This window comes from Hassallia byssoidea VB512170 (assembly GCF_000817785.2).
Classification (GTDB): domain Bacteria; phylum Cyanobacteriota; class Cyanobacteriia; order Cyanobacteriales; family Nostocaceae; genus Hassallia; species Hassallia carrinoi.
In genome coordinates this window covers 1-21,415 of record NZ_JTCM02000091.1, presented here as the reverse complement: position 1 = coordinate 21,415, position 21,415 = coordinate 1, and the positions used below count along the sequence as shown (strand labels likewise).

The 21,415-nt window shown below is 41.7% G+C and carries 23 protein-coding genes; 14 read left to right on the top strand and 9 right to left on the bottom strand.

What is annotated here, in order from left to right:
• The first annotated feature begins 424 nt into the window (after window positions 1–424).
• The 4 genes from PI95_RS26640 (at window position 425) to PI95_RS26625 (ending at window position 3,513) form a co-directional block, all read left to right on the top strand.
• Window positions 425–784, top strand: coding sequence for a Mo-dependent nitrogenase C-terminal domain-containing protein (locus tag PI95_RS26640; RefSeq protein ID WP_039743451.1), 360 nt, complete (start codon window positions 425–427; stop codon window positions 782–784).
• A gap of 22 nt (window positions 785–806) precedes the next feature.
• The gene (locus PI95_RS26635) at window positions 807–1,079 is read left to right on the top strand and encodes a cupin domain-containing protein (RefSeq protein WP_039743453.1); all 273 of its coding nucleotides are present in this window, start codon (window positions 807–809) and stop codon (window positions 1,077–1,079) included.
• Window positions 1,080–1,383: 304 nt separating this feature from the next.
• Complete coding sequence (locus tag PI95_RS26630; protein ID WP_039743455.1) at window positions 1,384–2,130, top strand: creatininase family protein; 747 nt, start codon at window positions 1,384–1,386, stop codon at window positions 2,128–2,130.
• A gap of 186 nt (window positions 2,131–2,316) precedes the next feature.
• Window positions 2,317–3,513, top strand: a complete 1,197-nt coding sequence (locus PI95_RS26625) for an acyl-CoA dehydrogenase family protein (protein WP_039743457.1) — start codon at window positions 2,317–2,319, stop codon at window positions 3,511–3,513.
• Between the two features lie 70 nt (window positions 3,514–3,583).
• Here PI95_RS26625 and PI95_RS26620 read toward each other — a convergent pair whose 3' ends face one another.
• Window positions 3,584–4,975: a malic enzyme-like NAD(P)-binding protein gene (locus PI95_RS26620; RefSeq protein WP_039743460.1), complete on the bottom strand. Its 1,392-nt coding sequence runs from the start codon at window positions 4,973–4,975 to the stop codon at window positions 3,584–3,586.
• 217 nt (window positions 4,976–5,192) lie between these two features.
• Window positions 5,193–5,867 (bottom strand): ABC transporter ATP-binding protein, encoded by a 675-nt coding sequence (locus PI95_RS26615; protein WP_039743461.1) that lies wholly within the window; start codon window positions 5,865–5,867, stop codon window positions 5,193–5,195.
• A 324-nt stretch (window positions 5,868–6,191) separates the two neighbouring features.
• Between PI95_RS26615 and PI95_RS26610 the strand changes: the two genes are divergently transcribed.
• From PI95_RS26610 to PI95_RS26595, 4 genes are all read left to right on the top strand, one after another.
• A complete protein-coding gene (locus tag PI95_RS26610; RefSeq protein WP_039743463.1) occupies window positions 6,192–7,127 on the top strand; it encodes a Sll0314/Alr1548 family TPR repeat-containing protein in 936 nt (311 codons plus the stop codon).
• Between the two features lie 183 nt (window positions 7,128–7,310).
• Window positions 7,311–7,760, top strand: coding sequence for a DUF3531 family protein (locus tag PI95_RS26605; protein ID WP_039743468.1), 450 nt, complete (start codon window positions 7,311–7,313; stop codon window positions 7,758–7,760).
• A gap of 15 nt (window positions 7,761–7,775) precedes the next feature.
• Complete coding sequence (locus PI95_RS26600) at window positions 7,776–8,204, top strand: NUDIX hydrolase (protein WP_039743470.1); 429 nt, start codon at window positions 7,776–7,778, stop codon at window positions 8,202–8,204.
• Complete coding sequence (locus PI95_RS26595; protein WP_039743472.1) at window positions 8,201–8,632, top strand: NUDIX hydrolase; 432 nt, start codon at window positions 8,201–8,203, stop codon at window positions 8,630–8,632. Before PI95_RS26600 ends, PI95_RS26595 begins: the two co-directional genes overlap by 4 nt.
• A 19-nt stretch (window positions 8,633–8,651) precedes the next feature.
• Here PI95_RS26595 and mazF read toward each other — a convergent pair whose 3' ends face one another.
• The 4 genes from mazF to PI95_RS26575 all read right to left on the bottom strand — a co-directional run bounded on the left by mazF (window position 8,652) and on the right by PI95_RS26575 (window position 11,061).
• Window positions 8,652–9,002, bottom strand: a complete 351-nt coding sequence (gene mazF, locus PI95_RS26590) for an endoribonuclease MazF (protein ID WP_039743473.1) — start codon at window positions 9,000–9,002, stop codon at window positions 8,652–8,654.
• Complete coding sequence (locus tag PI95_RS26585; protein WP_039743475.1) at window positions 8,989–9,231, bottom strand: AbrB/MazE/SpoVT family DNA-binding domain-containing protein; 243 nt, start codon at window positions 9,229–9,231, stop codon at window positions 8,989–8,991. Before PI95_RS26585 ends, mazF begins: the two co-directional genes overlap by 14 nt.
• Before the next feature lie 252 nt (window positions 9,232–9,483).
• A complete protein-coding gene (locus PI95_RS26580) occupies window positions 9,484–10,560 on the bottom strand; it encodes an RNA-guided endonuclease InsQ/TnpB family protein (protein WP_039743477.1) in 1,077 nt (358 codons plus the stop codon).
• A gap of 195 nt (window positions 10,561–10,755) precedes the next feature.
• Window positions 10,756–11,061, bottom strand: coding sequence for a small RNA NsiR4-regulated ssr1528 family protein (locus tag PI95_RS26575; protein ID WP_039743478.1), 306 nt, complete (start codon window positions 11,059–11,061; stop codon window positions 10,756–10,758).
• Between the two features lie 58 nt (window positions 11,062–11,119).
• Here PI95_RS26575 and PI95_RS26570 point away from each other — a divergent pair, with 58 nt between their 5' ends.
• Both PI95_RS26570 and PI95_RS26565 read left to right on the top strand, forming a co-directional pair.
• The gene (locus PI95_RS26570) at window positions 11,120–11,290 is read left to right on the top strand and encodes a hypothetical protein (RefSeq protein WP_163519220.1); all 171 of its coding nucleotides are present in this window, start codon (window positions 11,120–11,122) and stop codon (window positions 11,288–11,290) included.
• Between the two features lie 143 nt (window positions 11,291–11,433).
• Entirely contained in the window at window positions 11,434–11,820 is a 387-nt protein-coding gene (locus PI95_RS26565; RefSeq protein ID WP_039743480.1) for a hypothetical protein, read from the top strand.
• Window positions 11,821–11,879: 59 nt separating this feature from the next.
• On the opposite strand, the gene PI95_RS26560 is transcribed toward PI95_RS26565, so the two are convergent.
• The 3 genes from PI95_RS26560 to PI95_RS26550 all read right to left on the bottom strand — a co-directional run bounded on the left by PI95_RS26560 (window position 11,880) and on the right by PI95_RS26550 (window position 15,663).
• Entirely contained in the window at window positions 11,880–12,134 is a 255-nt protein-coding gene (locus tag PI95_RS26560; RefSeq protein ID WP_039743483.1) for a hypothetical protein, read from the bottom strand.
• Window positions 12,135–12,192: 58 nt separating this feature from the next.
• On the bottom strand, window positions 12,193–15,327 hold the full coding sequence (locus tag PI95_RS26555) for a phosphoenolpyruvate carboxylase (protein ID WP_163519219.1): 3,135 nt from the start codon (window positions 15,325–15,327) through the stop codon (window positions 12,193–12,195).
• A 117-nt stretch (window positions 15,328–15,444) separates the two neighbouring features.
• Window positions 15,445–15,663: a hypothetical protein gene (locus tag PI95_RS26550; RefSeq protein WP_236117205.1), complete on the bottom strand. Its 219-nt coding sequence runs from the start codon at window positions 15,661–15,663 to the stop codon at window positions 15,445–15,447.
• Between the two features lie 184 nt (window positions 15,664–15,847).
• Between PI95_RS26550 and PI95_RS26545 the strand changes: the two genes are divergently transcribed.
• The 4 genes from PI95_RS26545 to PI95_RS26530 all read left to right on the top strand — a co-directional run.
• Complete coding sequence (locus tag PI95_RS26545) at window positions 15,848–16,051, top strand: hypothetical protein (RefSeq protein WP_163519218.1); 204 nt, start codon at window positions 15,848–15,850, stop codon at window positions 16,049–16,051.
• Between the two features lie 2 nt (window positions 16,052–16,053).
• On the top strand, window positions 16,054–18,987 hold the full coding sequence (locus tag PI95_RS26540; protein WP_039743490.1) for an SGNH/GDSL hydrolase family protein: 2,934 nt from the start codon (window positions 16,054–16,056) through the stop codon (window positions 18,985–18,987).
• 113 nt (window positions 18,988–19,100) lie between these two features.
• A complete protein-coding gene (locus tag PI95_RS26535) occupies window positions 19,101–20,594 on the top strand; it encodes an MBOAT family O-acyltransferase (RefSeq protein WP_039743497.1) in 1,494 nt (497 codons plus the stop codon).
• A gap of 202 nt (window positions 20,595–20,796) precedes the next feature.
• Window positions 20,797–21,415 (top strand): photosynthetic reaction center family protein (locus PI95_RS26530; protein WP_507236769.1); only part of this gene is annotated, 619 nt, incomplete at its 3' end.

Here is a 21,415-nt window from a genome sequence, read left to right as displayed (position 1 = left end):
AGCCTAAAATGAGTTACTTTCCAGGCTATCGTCAGGTGAAATCTGGCTTTAGTCAGAGGAAAACCGCGTTAAGGCAAGAAAAAGTACATCTCAAGATACTGTTTAATTTTCGGCTAATTCATTTACATTGAAATTATCAAACCACATACCTAACAGCAGCGCTTAATAGACTAATAATTTAAAAGAATACCAATTTTATAATTTCTTTGTTATTTTGTATTTAACGGGACAGTTCTAAATCTGGAGGGTGAGTTTAAATATCAATTGATTACACAATTTGATTATCATATCATTCGTGTAAATCAATTCATTCTTTTTTGCCATAATTGTATTTAAAACACAATTCAAATGGCGAAAATAGCTAGCGTAGTAATACGCAACCATTGGCAGAATCATCAAAACCAGGAAAATCTTAGTTAAGAATATGCTCAGAACAAACAATCGACGGATCATTTTCTCTGCTTTTGTTAACTCCGCAGAAGAAATCAAAAAGACAGAAATCAAAAGTCAATTCGCTCAACCTAAACCAGATTTCCTGCAACCATTACGTCAATGGCTTGATTCTTTAGAGATTCAAAATCGGAAATTAGCGAAATTTATTGCTAAACTAATTCCCGCACAATGTCCCTTCGAGCGCGATATAATGCTCTTTGGTCGCAAAATAGCTCATATTCCACCGATGTGCAAGCTGAATCCTCTTTACGATCAGTTTGTCGGCTTGCGTTTTCGCGCTTTGTGCTATCTAGTAGATCAATGTGGTGAAGACATCCAGTCTTACTGCTGATTGTAATTACGATTAACGCAAGATGGAAATTAAAATTGAGCATCAACCTAGTCAAGAACATTTGCACAACTTAGGTGTGTTCGCATGGGACATTTGGGAAAAAGAAATCTCAAAATTTCCCTGGACTTATGATTCTCAAGAAACTTGTTACTTTTTAGCAGGTAATGTCATAGTTACCCCTGATGGGGGACAACCAGTAAAAATGGGTCAGGGTGATTTAGTAATTTTTCCAGCCGGAATGTCGTGTACATGGGAAATTACCAGCGACGTGAAAAAACATTATTTCTTTGATTAGTCAAGAATCAAGCAATTAGCTTTTAGCTAAAACGCTATAAAAGACAGCTAGATATATCACAAATTGAACTAATTGACAAGTTCGATATCATAGCAGTCTCCAAACAATTTTTTCTTCTCTTCACACCGCGCATTTGATAGCTAAGAGTTTTTTGTCGCTTTATTTAAATAAAGAACGTAGTGAGCGGTTTACCGCTCAAATATAATTTTAACGGCTAAAGCCGTTACTACGTTAAAACGTATTCTTCAAACATCTCATAATAAAGATGCTCCCACAGCAATTTTGATCGGGATTCTGAAAAAAGATGTTATTACATTTGAGTACATGGCAGGAAGTTGAAGCTTATTTACAGCAGTCTCGTGGTATAATCCTTCCTATAGGTTCCACCGAACAACATGGACCAACAGGATTAATTGGGACTGATGCGATTTGTGCAGAAGCGATCGCTCGTGGTGTTGGTGAAGCAACTCAAGCATTAGTCGGTCCGACAATCAATGTCGGCATGGCGCTGCATCACACCGCTTTCCCCGGTACAATCAGTTTGCGTCCCAGCACTTTGATTTTGCTGGTAAAAGAGTATGTAACTTGTTTAACTAAAGCTGGTTTTACCAAGTTCTATTTTATCAACGGACACGGCGGAAATATCGCCACCCTGAAAGCTGCTTTTTCTGAAACTTACGCGCACTTGGAAGATTTGCAGATAGCCAATGCCGAAAAAGTGCAATGTCAAGTTGCAAACTGGTTTATGTGCGGTTCTGTATATAAACTAGCTAAAGAATTATACGGCAATCAAGAAGGCTCTCACGCAACGCCGAGTGAAGTAGCTTTGACCCAGTACGTTTATCCAGAAGCGATTAAGCAAGCACCTTTGTCAACAGAAGTGGGAACCGGACATAGAATTTATGGTGCGGCTAACTTTCGTCAACATTACCCAGATGGACGCATGGGTTCAAATCCTGCCTTAGCGACACCAGAACACGGTAAGCAATTTTATGAGTTGGCAGTGAAAGAACTCAGCAACGATTATTTAGAATTTGTCAACGCAGAATAAAACTACGCAAAGACGTGCAGCGGATGTAGCAGATGATTTAACAGCATCGGTTAAATCATCTAATAACAAGTCTCAAGGGTGACTAAATCGTAAACGAGACGGTATATTTTCGATATAGTCGCAGTTATATAGCGAACTATTCCAAGTTATCGAGTCCTTGAACATCCAACGAAGAATAAGCAAATTATGATCGACTTCAGCCTGACTCAAGAACAACTTTTGTTGCAGAAGACAGCGCGTGACTTTGCCGAAAGCGAGATTAAGCCGATCGCCAAGATAATTGACGAATCTAACGACCCCAATATCATACCTTGGGATTTTTGTCAAGGCGTATTTCGCAAAGGAGCCGATTTAGGATTTACGTCTTTGCTGCTTCCACAAGAATACGGTGGTATGGGTGGAAAGTGTATAGATTTGGTTTTGGTTCAGGAAGAACTCGGCGTTGCCGATGTCAGCATTGCCTGTAGCTACTTCAATCTTACCGCGAGCATGTCCCTTTTCCTTACCAGAGCCGGAACTGAAGAACAGCGAAAGCGGATGTTGTCGTCTGTAAGCTCGTCTGAGCCTCATCTGTTCAGTGTCGCAGAAAGTGAGCCAAACGTGGCAAGCTCGGATCTCTTTTGTCCCGCACCCGATCCCCAAATTGGAATGAAGACATTTGCTTGTTCAGATGGCGATCGCTACGTCCTCAACGGCAATAAGTCGGGGTTAATCACAAATGCTGGGATCGCCGATGCATATTTTATCATGGCACGCACATCTTTAGACAAACCGATGCGAGAGAGCATGTCCATGTTCTACGTGCCGGCTGATACACCGGGTCTGAAGTTCGGCAAGAGAACTCAGATGATTGGCTGGAAACCTTCTCATCACACTGAAATCTACCTCGACAACGTGCGGGTGTCTGCGGAAAATCTGATTGGGCAAGAGGGACAAGCTGGTGCGCTTTTGATGTTGCTTCCTGAAGTGTCTATCGGACTGGCAGCTAGTCATGTGGGTTTGGCTCGTGCAGCGTATGAATACGCGCTTAATTACGCCAAGCAGCGGGTAAGCTGGGGTCGTCCGATTATTGAGCATCAAGCTGTAGCTTTAAAGCTAGCTGAGATGATGGTGAATACGCAGGCTGCACGATTGATGGTATGGGACGCAGCGATCGCAGCAGACACCGATCCTCAACTTGCCGCGACGGTTAAAGCACCGGCAGCCAAGACGTTTGCGGTGGATGTGGCAATTAAGAACGCACAAACAGCAGTCGAGATTCTCGGTGGTTCTGGAATCACTAAAGAGTATCAAACGGGCAAATTTTTGAATGACGCTTGGATCGGATATTCCTGTGACTTCACGCGAGAGATATTGCGGCTTAATTTGGTAAACTTTATTTAAACCACAGATAAGTACAGATGTATCAAATTGATCTGTATTTATCTGTAGTTAAAACCAAATGAACTGTTATTTAACTTTGAGCGATACCTTCTTCACGCGCTGCACGTTGCACAGCAGCAGCAACAGCGGTGACAACACGCTCATCAAAGACTGAAGGTATAATATGTTCGCGATTCAAATCTGAAGGTTTAACCAAAGAAGCGATCGCACTAGCCGCTTCCAGATACATTCTGATGGAAATCGTTCCTGCTCGACAATCTAAAGCACCACGAAACACTCCAGGAAACGCCAGAACGTTATTAATTTGGTTTGGATAGTCACTGCGTCCGGTAGCGATGACAGCAACATCTTTACTGACCAATTCTGGCTGAATTTCCGGAATCGGATTTGCCATTGCAAAGACGATCGCATCTTTCGCCATTGATTGTACCATTTCTGGTGTCAAAACTCCGGGGGCGCTGACACCGATAAAGACGTCTGCACCTTGCATTGCACCAGCTAAAGTACCCTGCGCTTTCACAGCAAATTCCCGCTTTTCCTCGGTTAAGTCGGTGCGACTAGTAGAGATAATGCCTTTTGAATCGCACATCCAGATTTTTTCCGCACCGGCTTTGCGAAGTAAGCGAGCGATCGCAACTCCAGCAGCACCCGCACCATTAATTACAATACGGATTTCCGCCATTGACTTATGTACTAACTTGAGAGCGTTAAATAACGCTGCTAAAGTGACAATTGCCGTACCATGCTGATCGTCGTGAAAAACGGGGATATCTAACTCGCTTCGCAGTCTTCGTTCTATTTCAAAGCAGCGAGGAGCAGCGATATCCTCTAAATTCACTCCCCCAAAAACCGGAGCGAGATTTTTTACTGTACGGACGATTTCATCTGTATCTTGAGTTGCAAGGCAAATCGGGAAAGCATCGATGCCTGCAAATTCTTTAAACAGCATCGCTTTTCCTTCCATGACTGGCAGAGCCGCATCGGGACCGAGATTACCCAAACCTAAAACAGCACTACCATCTGTAACAATCGCGACAGTATTTTTTTTGATAGTTAAGTTGTAAACTTCTTCGGGATTTTGGGCGATCGCTGTACAAATTCTACCAACTCCAGGCGTGTAAGCCATTGCTAGGTCAGAGACGCTTTTGAGAGGAATTCTGCTAGCAATGCTGATTTTCCCACCGCGATGTAAATTAAACGTGCGGTCATAGACATTCAGCACCTTAATGTCTGGTAAAGCTTTTACCGCTTGGACAATCGTTTCCGCGTGTTCGGTGCTAGCTGCATCTACAGTGATATCGCGGGTGGAAAACGAGCGCGTTTGCTCGATTAAATCAATTTGACCGAGATTACCCCCACAGGTTGCGATCGCTTGTGTGACTGATGCCAACATTCCTACACGGTTAGGAATTTCTAAACGAATCGTCAAACTAAAACTCGAATTAGGTGTTAAGGCTACCATCGTGATTTTACATTTTAAATATTTGATTTTATATTGAATTTATTTAAAATTTCACACTTGACTATTTATTAGCCCTCAGGCTGAAAGATGCCACAAGAGCAAATTAGGGGTATCGCCCCTCACAGAAGGATTTTTCGCAAAGTACACGATTGTAGAGACGTTCCATTGTCACGTCTCTACAGGGTGTCGGTTAATTTGAAAACAGTCCCCAGTCTTTTTATGCCATCGGTTGAGGTTCTTTGACTTTTGCGGCTAACGACGTTGGGTCAACTGATTTTAGTTCACCGTGGTTGAGTGTCCAACAACTGTCAGCGATCGCTAACATATCCCCAGCATCATGTGTCACCACTAACAGTGTCCAATGTTGCTTCAGTTTCGCTAATAAGTTTACCAATTGCCGACGCATTGACCAATCTAAGCCCGCTGTTGGTTCGTCCAGCAGCAGAACGTGTGGTTGGCGAATCAACTGCACCGCTAAAGCCAAACGTCGCTGCTGACCTCCACTTAAAGCATGAGGTGGTGTACTTAGAGATAAATGCTCTAATCCGACTTCAGTAAGTGCTTGTCTAACTCGCTCTGACCCTAGTTCTGGATGCCCCAAGCGCAATTCTTCTAAAATAGTACCACCGCAAAAATGCCGCTCTGGAAACTGAAACACCAATCCGGCTAATTGTTGTAATTGTTCGGCTATAAGTACTTGTTCGCGCCATAAGACTCCGCCAGATGTCGGTTCGGCTAATCCTGATAAAATTTCTAGTAAGGTACTTTTGCCGGAACCACTTGGACCAATAATTAAACCTAGTTGTTGCGCTGGTAAGTCCAAATTGAGTGATTTGAGAATTGGTGTTGGGCAAGCTGTGGGGTGATAAATTAGATTTCTGAGATAGAGCATTTGTTAAGATTACCAAAAAGTCAGCAAATTACTGATTAACTACACTAAGAGCAACTAAAAAATTCCGAAAATTTTCTTCAATTAATTACCTACCTAAAAAAAATAATCTAGGAGCAAGAAAAATCCATCTTCTTACCGAAGTGTACTTTTCTTTATTGTGGCAGACTTACCCTTGGTCAATAGCTATAACAAGCATGGAAACTTGGAAAAGTTACCAAGGTGAAATTGTGTATAAAATTTTTCACGCGAAAGCGCAAGTAACCATTTACAGCATTTTAAGTAACAAATAGAACTTTTTCAAGCGTAATTACTCTGAGGTGAACAATGACTGAATGGTTTTATGCTCCTCAAAAAATAGTGTCATCCTTACTTGGTAGGCTGGCTCAAGCAAGTTTTGCAGTAGCGATCGCCCTGATGTGGCTAAATCCATCTTTAGCTGCCGATCCTTTTCGTACTAACGACCAAAGGAAAATTGGCGACAAGACAGAAGCAGCTTTTAAGGCAATTTTCCAACAAGGTAACTACAAAGAGGCAGAGCTTTACTTACAACAAGCCGAATCTAGTGAGCCAAATGAACCACTAGCTTATGCGATGAAGGCATCTTTAGCATACGTTAATAAAGATTCGTCTGCTTTAGACACATACAGTAAGAAAACACTGCAAACCGGACAAAATCTGATTGCTACCGACCCATTACGTGGCAATTTATACGCTGCTGTCGGTCATTTTTTAGAAGGTGCGGTAATTCTCCAGCGTCAGGGTACAGTTAGCGGGGCACCGCAAGCTTTAACTCGGTTGCGACAAGTTTATCAATATTTAGACAAAGCGGAAGCCGTTTCTGCCAACGATCCAGAACTGAATTTAATTAAGGGCTACATGGATTTGATGCTAGCTGTCAATTTGCCTTTTGCCAATCCAGAGCAAGCGATTGAACGCTTAGAAAAAAATGCAAGTCCTCAATATTTAGCCAATCGCGGTGTAGCTCTGGCTTACCGTGACTTAAAACAGTACTCTCAAGCACTTGAGTATGCAAATCGAGCCTTGAAAATGACATCTGATAACCCGGAGATGTATTATCTAAAAGGGCAAATCCTCCAAGAACAGGGGAAAAAAGAAAAAAGCAAGCCAATGATACAAGAAGCGATCGCTAATTTTGACAAAGCGCTAGCAAAAAAATCCCAACTTCCAGCTGGTTTAGTTAAACAGATTGAACGCGAACGTCGTAGTGCTACAAACCGTTTGAATAATACTGGAAGCTAATTCGGCAATTGGTAATAGGGAATTGGTAATTGGTAATTGGTAATTGGTAATTAGGCTTTTCCCCATTCCCCATTTTCCACTCCCCATTCCCCACTCCCCATTCCCCACTCCCCACTCCCCACTCCCCATTCCCCATTCCCCACTCCCCATTCCCCATTCCCCATTCCCCATTCCCAACTTTAAATGCATATACAATTTCGCGAATTTAATCCTTTTGATGTTTGGATTTGGCTAAGTTTTACTACAATTCCTTCTGAACGAGAAAAGCAGTATGTTGAAGAAGTTTTCAATTCTTGGTTTTATTTAGGCAAATTAGGTGCATTTAATGCCGAAAATCTTCAAGTACAGGAAACGGGACTTGATTTGAGTTATATGAATTATGACTCTGAAGGTTATGACAAAAGCTTGTTAGCGCTGATGCATAATATGGGTGAGTTTGAATATCAGGGAACTTGGGCGCGTTGTTGGTTTGATTTGGGAACTAGTGATGCGATCGCTCTCGATATTTTAATCAATTCTCTCACGCAATTGAGTGAGGAATATGTCACCATTGAGCAATTATATATCGGCGGCGAAAATGACGATTGGTCTGTGGAAGATAGCGAGAGTCATCATTTTACGCATAATAATTAATTTTTCCGAATAACAATGCATAAACCAGGTGAAATTCGCGTTTTAGCTTTGGGACTAATTAAAAAAGGCGATCGTACTTTTATTTCTGAAGGCTACGATCCAGTTAAGCAGCAAACTTTTTACCGCGCAATGGGTGGTGGTGTTGACTTTGGGGAAACCAGTTTTGAAGCACTTCAGCGAGAATTTCAAGAAGAAATTCAAGCGGAATTAACCAACATTCATTACTTGGGTTGTATAGAAAATCTCTTCACTTTCAACGGTAAACAAGGTCACGAAATCTTGCAAATATATCAATGCGATTTTGTCGATCCCAAGTTTTATCAACTGGAAAATTTAGTCTTTGCTGAAGGTGAAAGACAAAAAACAGCGCTTTGGGTAGAAATTAGTCGTTTTAAATCAGGAGAATTAAAGTTAGTGCCCGAACAGTTTTTAGAGTATTTATGAAGCAAACAGGCAAAATACGGGTAAAAGTATTTGGCTTAATTCGAGATAAAGAAAGGCTTTTTGTTTCTGAAGATTACGATAGCGTCAAAAAAGAAAAATACTATCGCGCTTTAGGTGGTAGTATTGAATTTGGTGAAACTAGCCACGCTGCGCTACAAAGAGAGTTTCAAGAGGAAATCCAAGCGGAATTAACAAACATTCGCTATCTGGGTTGTCTGGAAAATCTATTTACTTATGAAGGAAAACCCGGTCATGAAATTGTTCAAGTTTATGAATGTGATTTTGTTCATTTTAAGTTTTATCAACTAGAAAAGTTAGTGTTTTTTGAAGCTGGTAATTCTCAACATCAAGCAATGTGGATAGATATTTATCGCTTCAAATCAGGTGAACTGAGATTAGTACCTGAGCAGTTTAGCGATTATTTGTAAAGAGTATTTTTTACTTTTATTAAGAAAGTAATGTCATTATTTTAGCAATTACATCTTCAGTGATATCGTTAGAGGCTTTTTCTTTAAATTGGGCGTTTCTAGCTTTCCAATCTAAGCTTTTAACTTGGTCTGCAAGAACTACTCCTGATGTTTGCATTTCTTGAGGAAGTAATACTTCAAAAGGATATTGTTTTAGCTGATTAGTAATAGGACAAATTAGCGCCAACCCTACTTTTTTGTTGTAACTGGCGGGAGATACAACAATAGCAGGACGACGCTCGGCTTGTTCATGACCTTTTTGGGGGTTAAAATCTATCCAAATAATATCCCCTCGCTCAGGTACATAAGAGGAATAGTTACCAGATTTCACTGCCTAGGCAACTCCCAGTATCTACCTCTGTATGAAGATTTTCTGGCGTTACTTTTTCAAGTAATTCTTCTAGGGTATAGCTCTTTGTTTGAGGCGCGACGATTAGTTTACCCTCAGAAATACTGATAGACACATTTGTACCTTCCCTTAAGTTAACTTGATCGGCTATATATTTGGGCAGGCGAATACCAATACTGTTTCCCCACTTTGAAACTACTTGGGAATACATAATTTACATCAATTGTTTTTGGCAGCTAATTTACAACACTTTTTAAATTTAAATCATGTTGTATATACTAAGTATATACTAAAAATTCCACAAGCTTACATTCTTCATTTATGCTTATAGATGAAGTGTCAGGAATTACTCGACATGACAAACGATTTTTATAGTCAGCCTGCTATATAAATCCTAGACAAGTCTAGACATTTACTTCTTACTTCAATGGGAGCATGGGAGCGGTTATCCCGAAGTTCGCTTTCACGCTTTAGCCAAACGCGATAAATTAATTGCTGCGTTTAAATCTCTATCTATTGAGTGCCTACAATTACCGCAGTTATATGTCCTTTCTTTTAAAGGCATCGGTTGAATATGACCGCAGTTAGAGCAGGTTTTAGACGATGGATACCATCTATCCGCAACAATGATTTGGCAACCAAATTTTTTAGCTTTATATTCTAGTTGCCTTTTGAACTCATGAAATCCACAATCAGCAATTACTTGAGCTAGTTTGTGATTTTTTAGCATCCCAGAAATATTTAAATCTTCTACTACTATCTTGGCGTGGTTTTTACATAAGTAAGTAGTGATTTCATGAAGAGTATTCTTTCTCAGATTAGCTACTTTTGCGTGGTGTCTTGCTAACTTAATTTTCCCTTTATATCTGTTGTTAGACCCTTTAACTTTTTTAGCAAAAGCTCGTGACAATCTTTTCAGCTTTTGTAAGTTCTTTTTGTAATTTTTCGGGTTAGGAAAAACCACCCCAGTACTTAAGGTTGCTAGTTCTTTAACACCTACATCAACTCCCACAGCATCATACTGTTTTAAAGTAGGTTCATATTCTTGCTCATAGGCAAAAGCGATAAACCAGCAGTTGGCAGTTCTAGAAATAGTTATCGACTTACAAGTAGTATGAGGTAGACCCTCGTAAGTTTTAACCCAGCCAATAGTAGGTAACTTTATTAATTTACCTCCAACTGGTATAGGCTTACCACCTGCGTCTATCGTGAAACTATCATGCCTACCTTTCTTTTTAAAATTAGGCTTTTGACCTAATCCTTTAAAATATCTATCAAAAGCATTGCCCAAATTATCAAAAGCATATTGGGTAATTTTTTGACAAATACCTTTTTCTTTAATCCATAGGTATTCAGGTTTTACTTGATTATTAAAGAATTTTTTGAGGATATATTTATTAGGCTTTAATCCATCTTTCTGCAAGTTATTCCAAGCGGCTAAACCCCAGTTATAGGTAAATCTAGCAACACCTGCGTGTTTAGCCATTATTATTTGTTGGTCAGCGCTTAGTTTTAACTTGGTCTTGATAGATAAAAGCATTGCTCGACCGAAACACAATTGATTGATTACTTTTTGACTTTATAGCATTGCTTGTACATAAAGCAATACACTTCAACGTTTGTCAATAATTGTACAGGCTTGTCTATAATATTGGCGACGAGTGGAAAGCTCTAAGATAATGATGGAACGAGGAGTTGGGAGTTAGAAATAATATAACTCCTATCTCCCCCCATCTTATTTTCCGCTGTAGAAAAAGGCAATTTCTTTATCTTTCAAAGGTGCAAAACCAGCGTCTACAAGCTTTTTATCGAGTTCTGCTTGGGGAATGTGTTTTGCGCCAATTCGGACGATGCGCGATCGCATAGTATTAGATACGCCACTGCGCTGTCTATTTGCCTCTAGCGCCATAACTTCAGTGTACAATTCTAATTTGGCTGGTGGAATCGGAGAACCGTCAAAATCAATTCCTTGGGCGATCGCTTCATCAATCGCATCGGCACCTGTGGTAGTTTGATTTCCTGGGTTAATTTCAGCAGGCATGGCAATTTAATTAGTCTAAAAGCTATAAGTATATTTTACCAGCGTTAGGTATTGGGGAATGGTGAGTCCAGCCCCCGACGGGCGCGGTTTCCGTCACGATGGGGGACTGGCGAACCCGAAGGGTGAGTGGGCAATCGGAAGTAGTAAAAGAAAAATTCCCCACTCCCAACTTTCCAACGCCAGGTGCTTCAAGCCGGGGAACCCTTTCGGCAGTCGCTCATGGGGGTAACGAACATGACCGCGCTGCCTCACCAACGCACTCGCTCCTCCCCACTCCCAACTCCCCACTCCCCACAATATTTGCAAATACGCTTGTCAGTTTGAGAGTTTTTAGTTTAATCTCAAACCAATGGTGTAGCCATAGGTGGTGCTATGTCTGAATCTCATACTCCTCATCAAAAAGAGCGTGCTTTAGAAAAAGCTCTGACCAATAAAATAATAGATGATTGTTTTGGTTATTCGGAAAGCTGGCTGCGAGCGATTTTGCGGATGTGCATCTTCTCTTTGGCTTATTTAGATGGACAACCAGTGTTTGTCGTTGAATGTCCTAATCAAGCGGTAGCTAAACGCTTGAGTCGTAAAACTTATCCTTTTCGAGGAATGGTATATTATTTAACAGATGAATCGACCGATCGCGATCGCACTTTATTTTGCTATCAAGAACCGGACGGCGTTAATTGGCGCTGTTTTGATACTACCACCAACTCTTGGGAAACCTTGAGTAATTTACACACACCGTTTGCGCCAACTGATAGTTGATACTAGATTGTCAAAAGTCACGCATTCAAAAATAATTACTTTTGACTCTTGACTCTTGACTAATTACGAGATTGACGCGTCACTAAACCGCCGGCAAATGCCCCTAAAACTGTCCCCGTCCACAGTCCGGTAGTGCTACCTTGCCACATTGCTCCTGGTGTCACCCAAGCGTTACAAACTTCCTTTAATACCCAACCTTGATTTTGACACTTTTGGCTATGGATAGCTAAAGTTATTTGCCCGCTAATATAACCACCAACCAATCCTGAAGTCAGCGCTAAAAAGGTGCAAATTAAAACTCTGTTCTTAGTCATTGTAGTCAGCGGTTTACCGCTCAAAGCTAAGGTTTTAAGGGCTGAAGCCCTTACTACATTAACCCGTATTTCTCATACCGGCGGCAATACCGTTTATAGTTAACAATGCCCCCCGTAACAACTCACCCTTGCTGTAACGAGAATGAATAACCCCAGAGGTGGTATTAGTCATTGACTGCCGTAAACGTTTGATGATAGAAACCTGTATAAAGCCTAGCGGCACAATTGTACCGTTCCGTAATTGCACTGAGCGCTGCAAAACAGGATCGCCATCCAAAAGCCGTTTGTGGTCGGTGATTTTCAGCACCAAATCTCGTGTCAGATAGAATTCGCTGGCGATTTGCTCAAACACCTTGTCAAAGCGGGCTTTATCTTCTGGTTGCGACAATTCTTGGACGTAATGTTGCGCCATTTGAATGTCTACTTTTGCCAAGGTCATTTCTGCCTTGGAAATTACCATCTTGAAGAAGGGCCACTTGACATAAAAGTAACGCAATAATTTTAGGTGTTCTTCGGGTTCTTCATTCAAGAATTCTTGTAAAGCTGTGCCGACACCGTACCAAGAAGGTAGCAAAAATCGAGTTTGCGTCCAACTAAATACCCAAGGAATGGCTCTTAGGCTGCTTAAATCTTTCTTACCAGATGGACGACGCGCTGGACGAGAGCTAATCTGTAATTGGCTGATTTCTTCTATTGGCGTTACTTGGTGGAAGAAGTCGATAAAATCGGGTTGCTCGTAAATTAAAGAGCGATAATGTGTACGCGATCGCGCTGCTAATTCTTCCATAATCTCATTCCAGGGTTCAATATCATCAAACCCTGTCCGCAACAAGCTAGCTTGGATTACAGCTGTAGTAATGGTTTCCATATGATACAAAGCCAAATCCTGCAAAGAGTATTTGGAAGCCAAAACTTCACCCTGTTCTGTAATCTTGATGCGTCCATTAATACTGTGACCCGGTTGCGCCAAAATAGCCTCATAAGCAGGTCCCCCACCACGTCCCACAGAACCACCGCGTCCGTGGAAAATCCGCACATTCACCCCATAATCTTCAGCTATTTTCTGCAATGATTTTTGAGCTTTATGAATTTCCCAGTTACTGCTCAAAAAACCAGAGTCTTTATTGCTGTCAGAATACCCCAGCATGACTTCTTGCAAGTTAGGGGTGAGAGGGGAGGAGGGGGGGAGGGGGAGAGGGGGGGAGGGGGAAGACAAGGAAGAGGAATTTCCCCCTTGTTGCCCTTGTCCCCCTTGTTGCCCTTGTCCCCCTGTCTCCTTGTCTCCCTTCTCCCCTACTTCATACCCGCCGGCTAATAAAGCGCGATATAAAGGTAGTTCAAACAGTTGACGCATGACGCTTTTTGAGCGTTGCAAGTCTTCCACCGTTTCAAATAGGGGAACTACTTGGATGCTGCCGATCGCAGTACCTGGATCGAAAAGTCTTGCTTCTTTGGCTAAAAGTAATACTTCGAGTACGTCGCTAACTTCGCGGCACATGCTAATAATATAAGTTTGGCAGATATTGACACCAAACTCTTGTTGGAGCGATCGCGCTACGCGGAAAGTTTCAATTACATCGTTGGTTTTTTCGGAGAATGGCAATTCTGAGGGAATTAACGGACGCCGAGTTTGCAATTCTCCTACTAACCAAGCTACTCTTTGAGCTTCTGATAGCTCGTGGTAAGATAGCGGCAATAATTGCAAGTAGTCGAGAATCTCATTTAGCGCATCAGCATGGCGGGATGATTCTTGTCGGATATCCAATTGCGTTAAGTCAAAGCCAAAAATTTCGACTTGACAAATTAGATTATCTAGTTCGCGACAGCTTAAACCTGTTTCTGTCAGGTTGTGTTGAATCAATCGCAACTCTGCTAAAAATTCTCCACCCGAACGGTACATTGGCGCGTCTTCATTTTTTGGCGTTTCCCGGTTATATAAAGCTATATTGCGATCGCGTGTATTTTCCAGCCTTTTATGCACGTAAGAAAGCTTCAACCGATACGGTTCTTGCCGATAACGCAGCGCTAGCGCGTCATATATTTCGCTTAACTGCGATTGATCTAATTCTAGAGATTCCAGCAAGTCTGGTAAAACATCACTCCAGTGCATCGACACGCTCAATAATTCAATCAGCTGCTTGACTGACTGAATATATTTCTCTAGCACCATTTTGCGCTGATAGCAAGCTGTTTGCCAGGTAGTTTCTGGTGTGACTGATGGGTTTCCATCTCTATCTGAACCTACCCAAGAACCAAATCGGCAAAAGTTTTTCCTCGGTGGTTCTAGCCAAGGAAAGGTGTTAGCTAAAGCGTATTTGAAGCGTTTATACAGTTGGGGAATGCCATCAAATAACACTTCTTGGAAGTAATGCAGCGTGTAGTCTACTTCATCGAGTACACTTGGTTTGAACTGATGCAGCTCGTCAGTACGCCACCACAGGCGAATTTCTTCTAACAATTGTTCGCGTAAATCTGCTGCTTCCCAAGGATATCCAGAGCCAGTATTTCCAACGCGGTTTTCTATTGTATCGAGTTTTTGTAACAGGTTCACCACCTGTCGCTGTTTATCGCGGATCGTATGACGAACAATTTCTGTAGGGTGCGCTGTAAAGACTAAACGCACATCCAGCTGAGAAATCAAGCGTTGAATTTGCTGCGGTGGTACATTCAGTTTGAATAATAAAGGAAATAACGTGGCAAAAGTTCCTTTTTGTTTGTCGTGGGCAGATACACGCCAGCTTTTTGCTAGCATATCCGCTCCCAATCCGCTGTTTAGCGGTGCATCATTTTCTCCGTGGTTGGATGAAGAAGTGATGTTTGCTAGATTTTCTTGTTCTACCGAGCCGGCTTCTACTTCATAGCGAGTTAATTGCTGCCGTTGCTCATAGTCTTGTTCGATAATATTGATCAACTGGAAATATAAAGCGAAGGCACGAGCTGCGCGGATGGCTTCGTTAATATTGAGTTGTTCAATCAAATTGAAAACTTCGGAGGCTTGATCGTTTCTGGCTTGTCCTTCTGGCGAACACAGATCCCGTAGCTGCCGCAATAAGTCTACCATCTTTTGACCGCATTCTTGCCGCAGAACTGACTCCCACAATTCTTCAACTACTTGAAGACGATGGCGCAAAAATAATTCTGAAGCGGGGTAGATATTTTCAGCCTGAGCCAAAGAGTATAAAACGGAACTCATATCTTTTGTTTTAGTAGAGCCGATTACTGTTGACAATTCTTGGTTTGTAAAGTTAGCACGTCATCATACAGCAGATCGCACTAACTTCAAGAAGTGAGAAATTTCAGACTATAATCTTTAACTTCGGCTTAACTCGTCTTCATTTGGGAAGTTGAGGATGGGTAAGCGATCGCCCCGAAAAATTTCTTCACTGGCTTGTCCCATAGCTTCTAGGGCAGATTGACTTGCTTTTTGTGCTAAAAGCAGCAGTAGTATAGACGCTGTACCTGTTTGCGTCATTAAAGACTGGGGAATAGTAATTAAACCCAGATTTAATCCATTGGATGAGTGATCCATAAAAGGCATCGGTTAGAGGTGATTATTGAAGGAATAATTGAACAAACGTAAAATTTACGCAAAGCGTCGCTGGCTTCACAAAACTCTTATTGTTTATTATGCAAGGTTATAGGGTAACAAAAGTGTTAAAAAAAAACTTAAAACTGTGATAAATCTATGGTTCTAGTTTACAAGGCATTGGGGCATGGAGCATGGGGCATGGGGCAATGGGCATTGGGCATTGGGCATTGGGCATTGGGCATGGGGCATTGGGCATCGGGCATTGGTAATTGGTAATTGGGAACGTGAAAATTATAAAAGTACGTTACCCATTCCCCATTCCCCATTACCCATTCCCCATTACCCATTCCCCATTCCCCAACAACTAGCTTTTTGTAAAGTCTACTGAGCATGAAAACAGCATCATTAGAACGCCATAAATCTTTAGCGCAATGGGTCAGCCAAGCAACAGGTATCAACACTTTCGGGGTGAAAATCCAGTTGCGAGGAAACGACTTGCACATTCTTTGTGAAGGTCGAGATTGTCCTCAACGTTGGCAAACTCTGTCGGACTTGCTGCAAGCGTTACAGCAGACCGACTTGGAAATGTTGACAAAAAACCAGGAACCTGCAATATACCAAGTATTTGTTTATGGTCGCACAAAAGGAGAGAAGCGACCGGAATGGTGTCATCGAGTTTATTTAAATCAACTCGACAGACATTTAGAACAGGTAAATCAAGCCCTGATTAAAGATGCGGAAAAATCCAGCATCAAACCTGGTGGGGCGATAATTGTCTCTAATGAAAGTTTGGCACGTCAAGGACACCCAGATGCGATCGCTCGTTATCTCAGCGAAACGTTGAGTACTTTGGGTGTGTCAGTTGAAGTCAAGGTTAAGAACCAAAAGCCACAAGAAAAGGGTTCTTTAGAAGAAAATCGTCTGTGGATATTTTGTCAGTCGAGTTACAGTCCCGATCCATCTTTAATCGCCGAACCTGTAGCTCAGAAACTAAGGGATTTGAAACTAGTAGGCTATAAAGATGCTGTTATCGCTTCGCAAGTTGTTGGCGAAATCAAGCCGGAGTGGTTGCTGCGGATAGATTTAACGCCTCCTGAGGTAATGTTGAAAGAATGGGCACGTTGGGGAGATATACAAGCGATCGCTCTTGTTGTCGGTGCAGCCTTGTCCGAATTGAAAGTTACGGTGCAAGCTTCTTTGAAAGAATCGACGCTACATTTATTTTGCACCTCAACCGACTCAGCAATTGTCCCAGATAAAACAACGTGCTTGAATGCAATTGAACCTCAGTTAGAAGCGATCGCTCCTCAAGGAATTCTCGCTGCCACCGTTTACGGACAAAAAACCACCGGACAACAACTAGATTGGATTGATTGGCTCAATTTACCCGCTTCTCAACATCCAGCGCTTGCTTCATCAGTTCTGGAATTAGCGAGTTCTGGTGATGAACCGGCGATTCATTTTTTACTAGAGCGTTTACTTAATCCTGATTTAAATTTACGCTTGAAAACAGGTGGTATTCGCGTACTTTTGCTGACAAAAGGTGACTTGCTACACGTTATGTGTGATGCACCTGTTTGTCCCGGCAGAAAAAAAGTTGCCCCCAAAGTTGCTCAGTGCGTCCGCCAGTTAAAAATACCTAATATAATCGGAGTAAGGGTGTACGGTCGGCGTGCTGGTAATAAAGAACCTTTTTGGAATTATGGCGTAGATTTTGAGCAACGCGAACGTTTAGTACCAGAAGCTACCCCAGAATTTGCAGCCACTTCTGCCTACGTTAACGAGCTTTTACCCTCCGAGAGTAGCGAGTCAATTTTGCGTCCCGATTTAACAACCGAGGAAGTTCAGACTTTTGTCACCGAAATAGCTCGAGATTGGGGTGCAACCGCGAGAAAAAGTCTTTTGGCAACGCAGCTATTCATAGAAAAAGATTCTACCGAGCGAAACATTGATTACCAAGGTTTAAAAACCGCTTTGGTTTGGGGAACGCTAGGATTATTGCTTACCCTGCAAACCGATTGGATATTAGGTCAAATCGTTGCTTTGACTGCACAGAAACCAACAGTTGCTAGCGTCACGTCGAAATCGTCTTCTGTAGATGACGAAAATCAAGATGAAAGAACTGCCTTTTTTGCCGATACTTCTGGGAAAAAATCTCAAAGCGATGCTGTATTCAACGCTTCTGGATTTATAAAAGATGATAATACCTCGTCAAGACCAAAGGCAACCGCAACGGCGATTTTATTAGCAGCGCGATCGCAAATGCCCAGTTTCAATGCCAGACAGTTAGATGAGCAACTGGCATTGTATAAACAGCGTCTAGCTAAAAATGGTACTCCCCCAAAGGTTTTAATTATTGGTTCTTCCCGCGCTCTGAGGGGAATAGACCCCACAGCACTTGACAAAGCTTTGGCGACTCAGGGTTATCGCGATATAGATGTGTTTAATTTTGGTATAAATGGAGCCACAGCCCAAGTAGTAGATTTTATCATTCGTCGAGTTTTAGAGCCATCAGAATTACCAAAAATTATTATATGGGCAGATGGTTCCCGTGCTTTTAACAGCGGTCGAGATGATGCAACCTTTAAAGCGATCGCTGAATCAGCCGGTTATCAACAAGCAATTCAGAAAGTACTAGCTAGTAGTACGAATGATGTTCAATCGGCAACCAAAAAACAACAAAAAACAAAAGCCGAAAATCAAGATGTCAATAGCTATCAAGCTGTTAATCAATCTTTAAATGAAGCTTTAGCTAATCTTTCGGCTACATATCAACAGCGCGATCGATTCAAAGCTTTCTTGAACAAAGAATTCAAATCTTTGCCGATAATTAGTAGTTCTCAACCCGCTGCGTCAGCACAAACAACTGATAATTCTGAAGAATATTCTCAGCAAGCAGTTGACTTTGATGGATTTTTACCTTTATCTATCCGCTTCAATCCTAAGAATTACTATCAAAAACATCCCAAAGTTTCCGGAAGTTACGACAACGATTACAAATCATTTCAAGTAGCAGGTGAACAAGATGCCGCCTTTCAAGCAGTGCTAGAGTTTACCCAAGCTCATAAAATTTCCCTAGTATTTGTAAATATGCCCTTAACGGCAGATTATCTAGACCCAGTACGCACCAAATACGAGCAAGAATTTAAACAGTATATGACGAGTCAGGTAGCAAATTCTAGCTTGATTTATCGGGATTTAAGCCAACTATTTCCCCAGATAAGTAAAAACTTTTCTGACCCCAGCCATCTTAACCGTTTCGGTGCATACGAAGTCTCGAAAAAGCTGGCAAACGATCCGATGATTCCTTGGACGATGAAGTAGATGAGTGGTTAGTTGTTAGTGGTTAGTGGTTAGTGGTTAGTTGTTAGGAGAAAATTTCTCATAATAACTAATCACTAATGATGATTTATTCATGATGATAGATTCTGAATTAAATGAATTTTATATCAATTTTTTACGGGTTATTCTTACTGAGTGTGCTGGGGATTTATTGGTCTTTAGCACAAGAAAAATTGCGGCTGTGGATATTGTTGATTGCTAGCTTGGTGTTTTACGCATCTTTGCAAGCTCAATATATACCGCTATTATTTGCACTAGTTTTTATTAACTTTCGTCTTGGTTTGGCGTTAGGAGAAAACACTTCACCAGGAGAACATACTCTCGATTGGCGAATTTCTGACGAAGAGTGGCAATTTGCTCAAGCAGATTGGAATCGTCACCGTTTAAAGATTTTGTGGCTGGGTGTAATTTTAAATGTTTTGCTGCTATTAGGTTTCAAATATTTGCAACCTTTCTTTAAGTTTGTTTTCCACTTACCTACATCAAGTGATTCTTTTAAAATAATTGCACCATTGGGTATTTCATTTTTTACCTTTGAGTGCATTGCATATTTAGTTGATGTTTATCGCGGTGCGCCGGCTACTGGGGAATTTCTCAAGTTTGCTAGCTACAAATTTTTCTTTGCCAAATTGATTTCTGGTCCGATTACTCGCTTTCACAAGCTAGAAAATCAATTCAGTGCGCTGAAATTTCCTAGTTTTGATATTGTGGCAGAGGGATTATGGTTAATTGCTAGGGGTGCAGTTAAAAAAGGTATTTTCGCAGACCATCTGGGGATTTTTGTAGATTTATGTTTTGGTAATTTGCAAAGGGCAGGTAGTACTGATTTATGGTTGGCTACATTTGCCTATGGGTTGCAATTGTATTTAGATTTTAATGGTTATGTAGACATTGCCCGTGGTAGTGCTTTGCTTTTCGGCTTGGTTTTGCCAGAGAATTTTGACTTTCCTTATTTCAGCACGAATATTGCTGATTTTTGGCGACGGTGGCACATGACGCTTGGCGATTGGCTGCGTAACTATATATATTTTCCTTTGGGTGGTTCTCGTCGCGGTTTAAATCGCACCTGCTTGAATTTATTTATTGTGATGTTAATTGCTGGCATTTGGCATGGTGCAGCTTTGGGTTATGTAGTCTGGGGTATTTACCACGGTTTAGCCTTGGTGGTTCATCGACTGACTGATGCAATAAGCGATCGCTTTGAAAATCTCGAACACTTCTGGCAAAATCCCATAGGTATAGTATTAGCTTGGCTGCTGACTCAAATAATGGTTTTCACCTCTTGGATTTGGTTCCGCTTACCCAACCTCCAAGACTCTTCTTTAGTAATTCAGCACCTTTGGGGTCATTCCGCAGACGCACAGTTTGCCGAAAAGGTTTATGTAGAAGCACTCAATCTCAGCCAATCCCAACTCGCTTGGGTGCTAACGATTTTAGCTGCGCTTATGGCTATAGTATATGCCTTTAACCGCAACTTAAAGTTACAGTTCCATTGGCCCGTCAAGCTTTTCTTCGTGCCACTATGTCTCTACGCTGTTTGGTTATTGGCTCCTGAAGGCAGTTTGCCCTATATTTACTTTGATTTCTAGCATCCGCTGGCTTCAATTCTCAACCACCTCAAAGGATGGTGTTATCCATCCTGCATCTAGTTATAAGTAAAAATTATTAAAATTAAAAAATTTATAAATAGAGATAAATGGCACAATTCCGTAAAAACATGTAAAGTATTAATACAGGCAAAAAACAAATTTGCCTCATACATTGTTCAAAATTCACAGCAATCATAAAAAAATGACCACAACCTTACAGCGTCGCGAAAGCGCCAGCGTATGGGAACGGTTCTGCAACTGGATCACCTCCACCGAAAACCGCCTATACATCGGTTGGTTCGGCGTATTGATGATCCCCACCTTGCTAGCCGCTACCACCTGCTTCATCATTGCGTTCATCGCAGCACCTCCAGTAGACATTGATGGTATCCGTGAACCTGTTGCAGGTTCCTTAATCTACGGAAACAACATCATCTCTGGTGCAGTTGTTCCTTCCTCTAACGCAATTGGCTTGCACTTCTACCCAATTTGGGAAGCAGCTAGCTTAGACGAGTGGTTGTACAACGGTGGTCCTTACCAATTGGTAGTATTCCACTTCCTAATCGGCGTATTCTGCTACTTAGGACGTGAATGGGAACTATCCTACCGCTTAGGTATGCGTCCTTGGATCTGCCTAGCATTCTCTGCACCAGTAGCAGCAGCAACCGCAGTATTCTTGATCTACCCAATCGGACAAGGTTCATTCTCTGACGGTATGCCTTTAGGTATCTCCGGAACCTTCAACTTCATGATTGTGTTCCAAGCAGAACACAACATCTTGATGCACCCCTTCCACCAATTAGGTGTAGCTGGTGTATTCG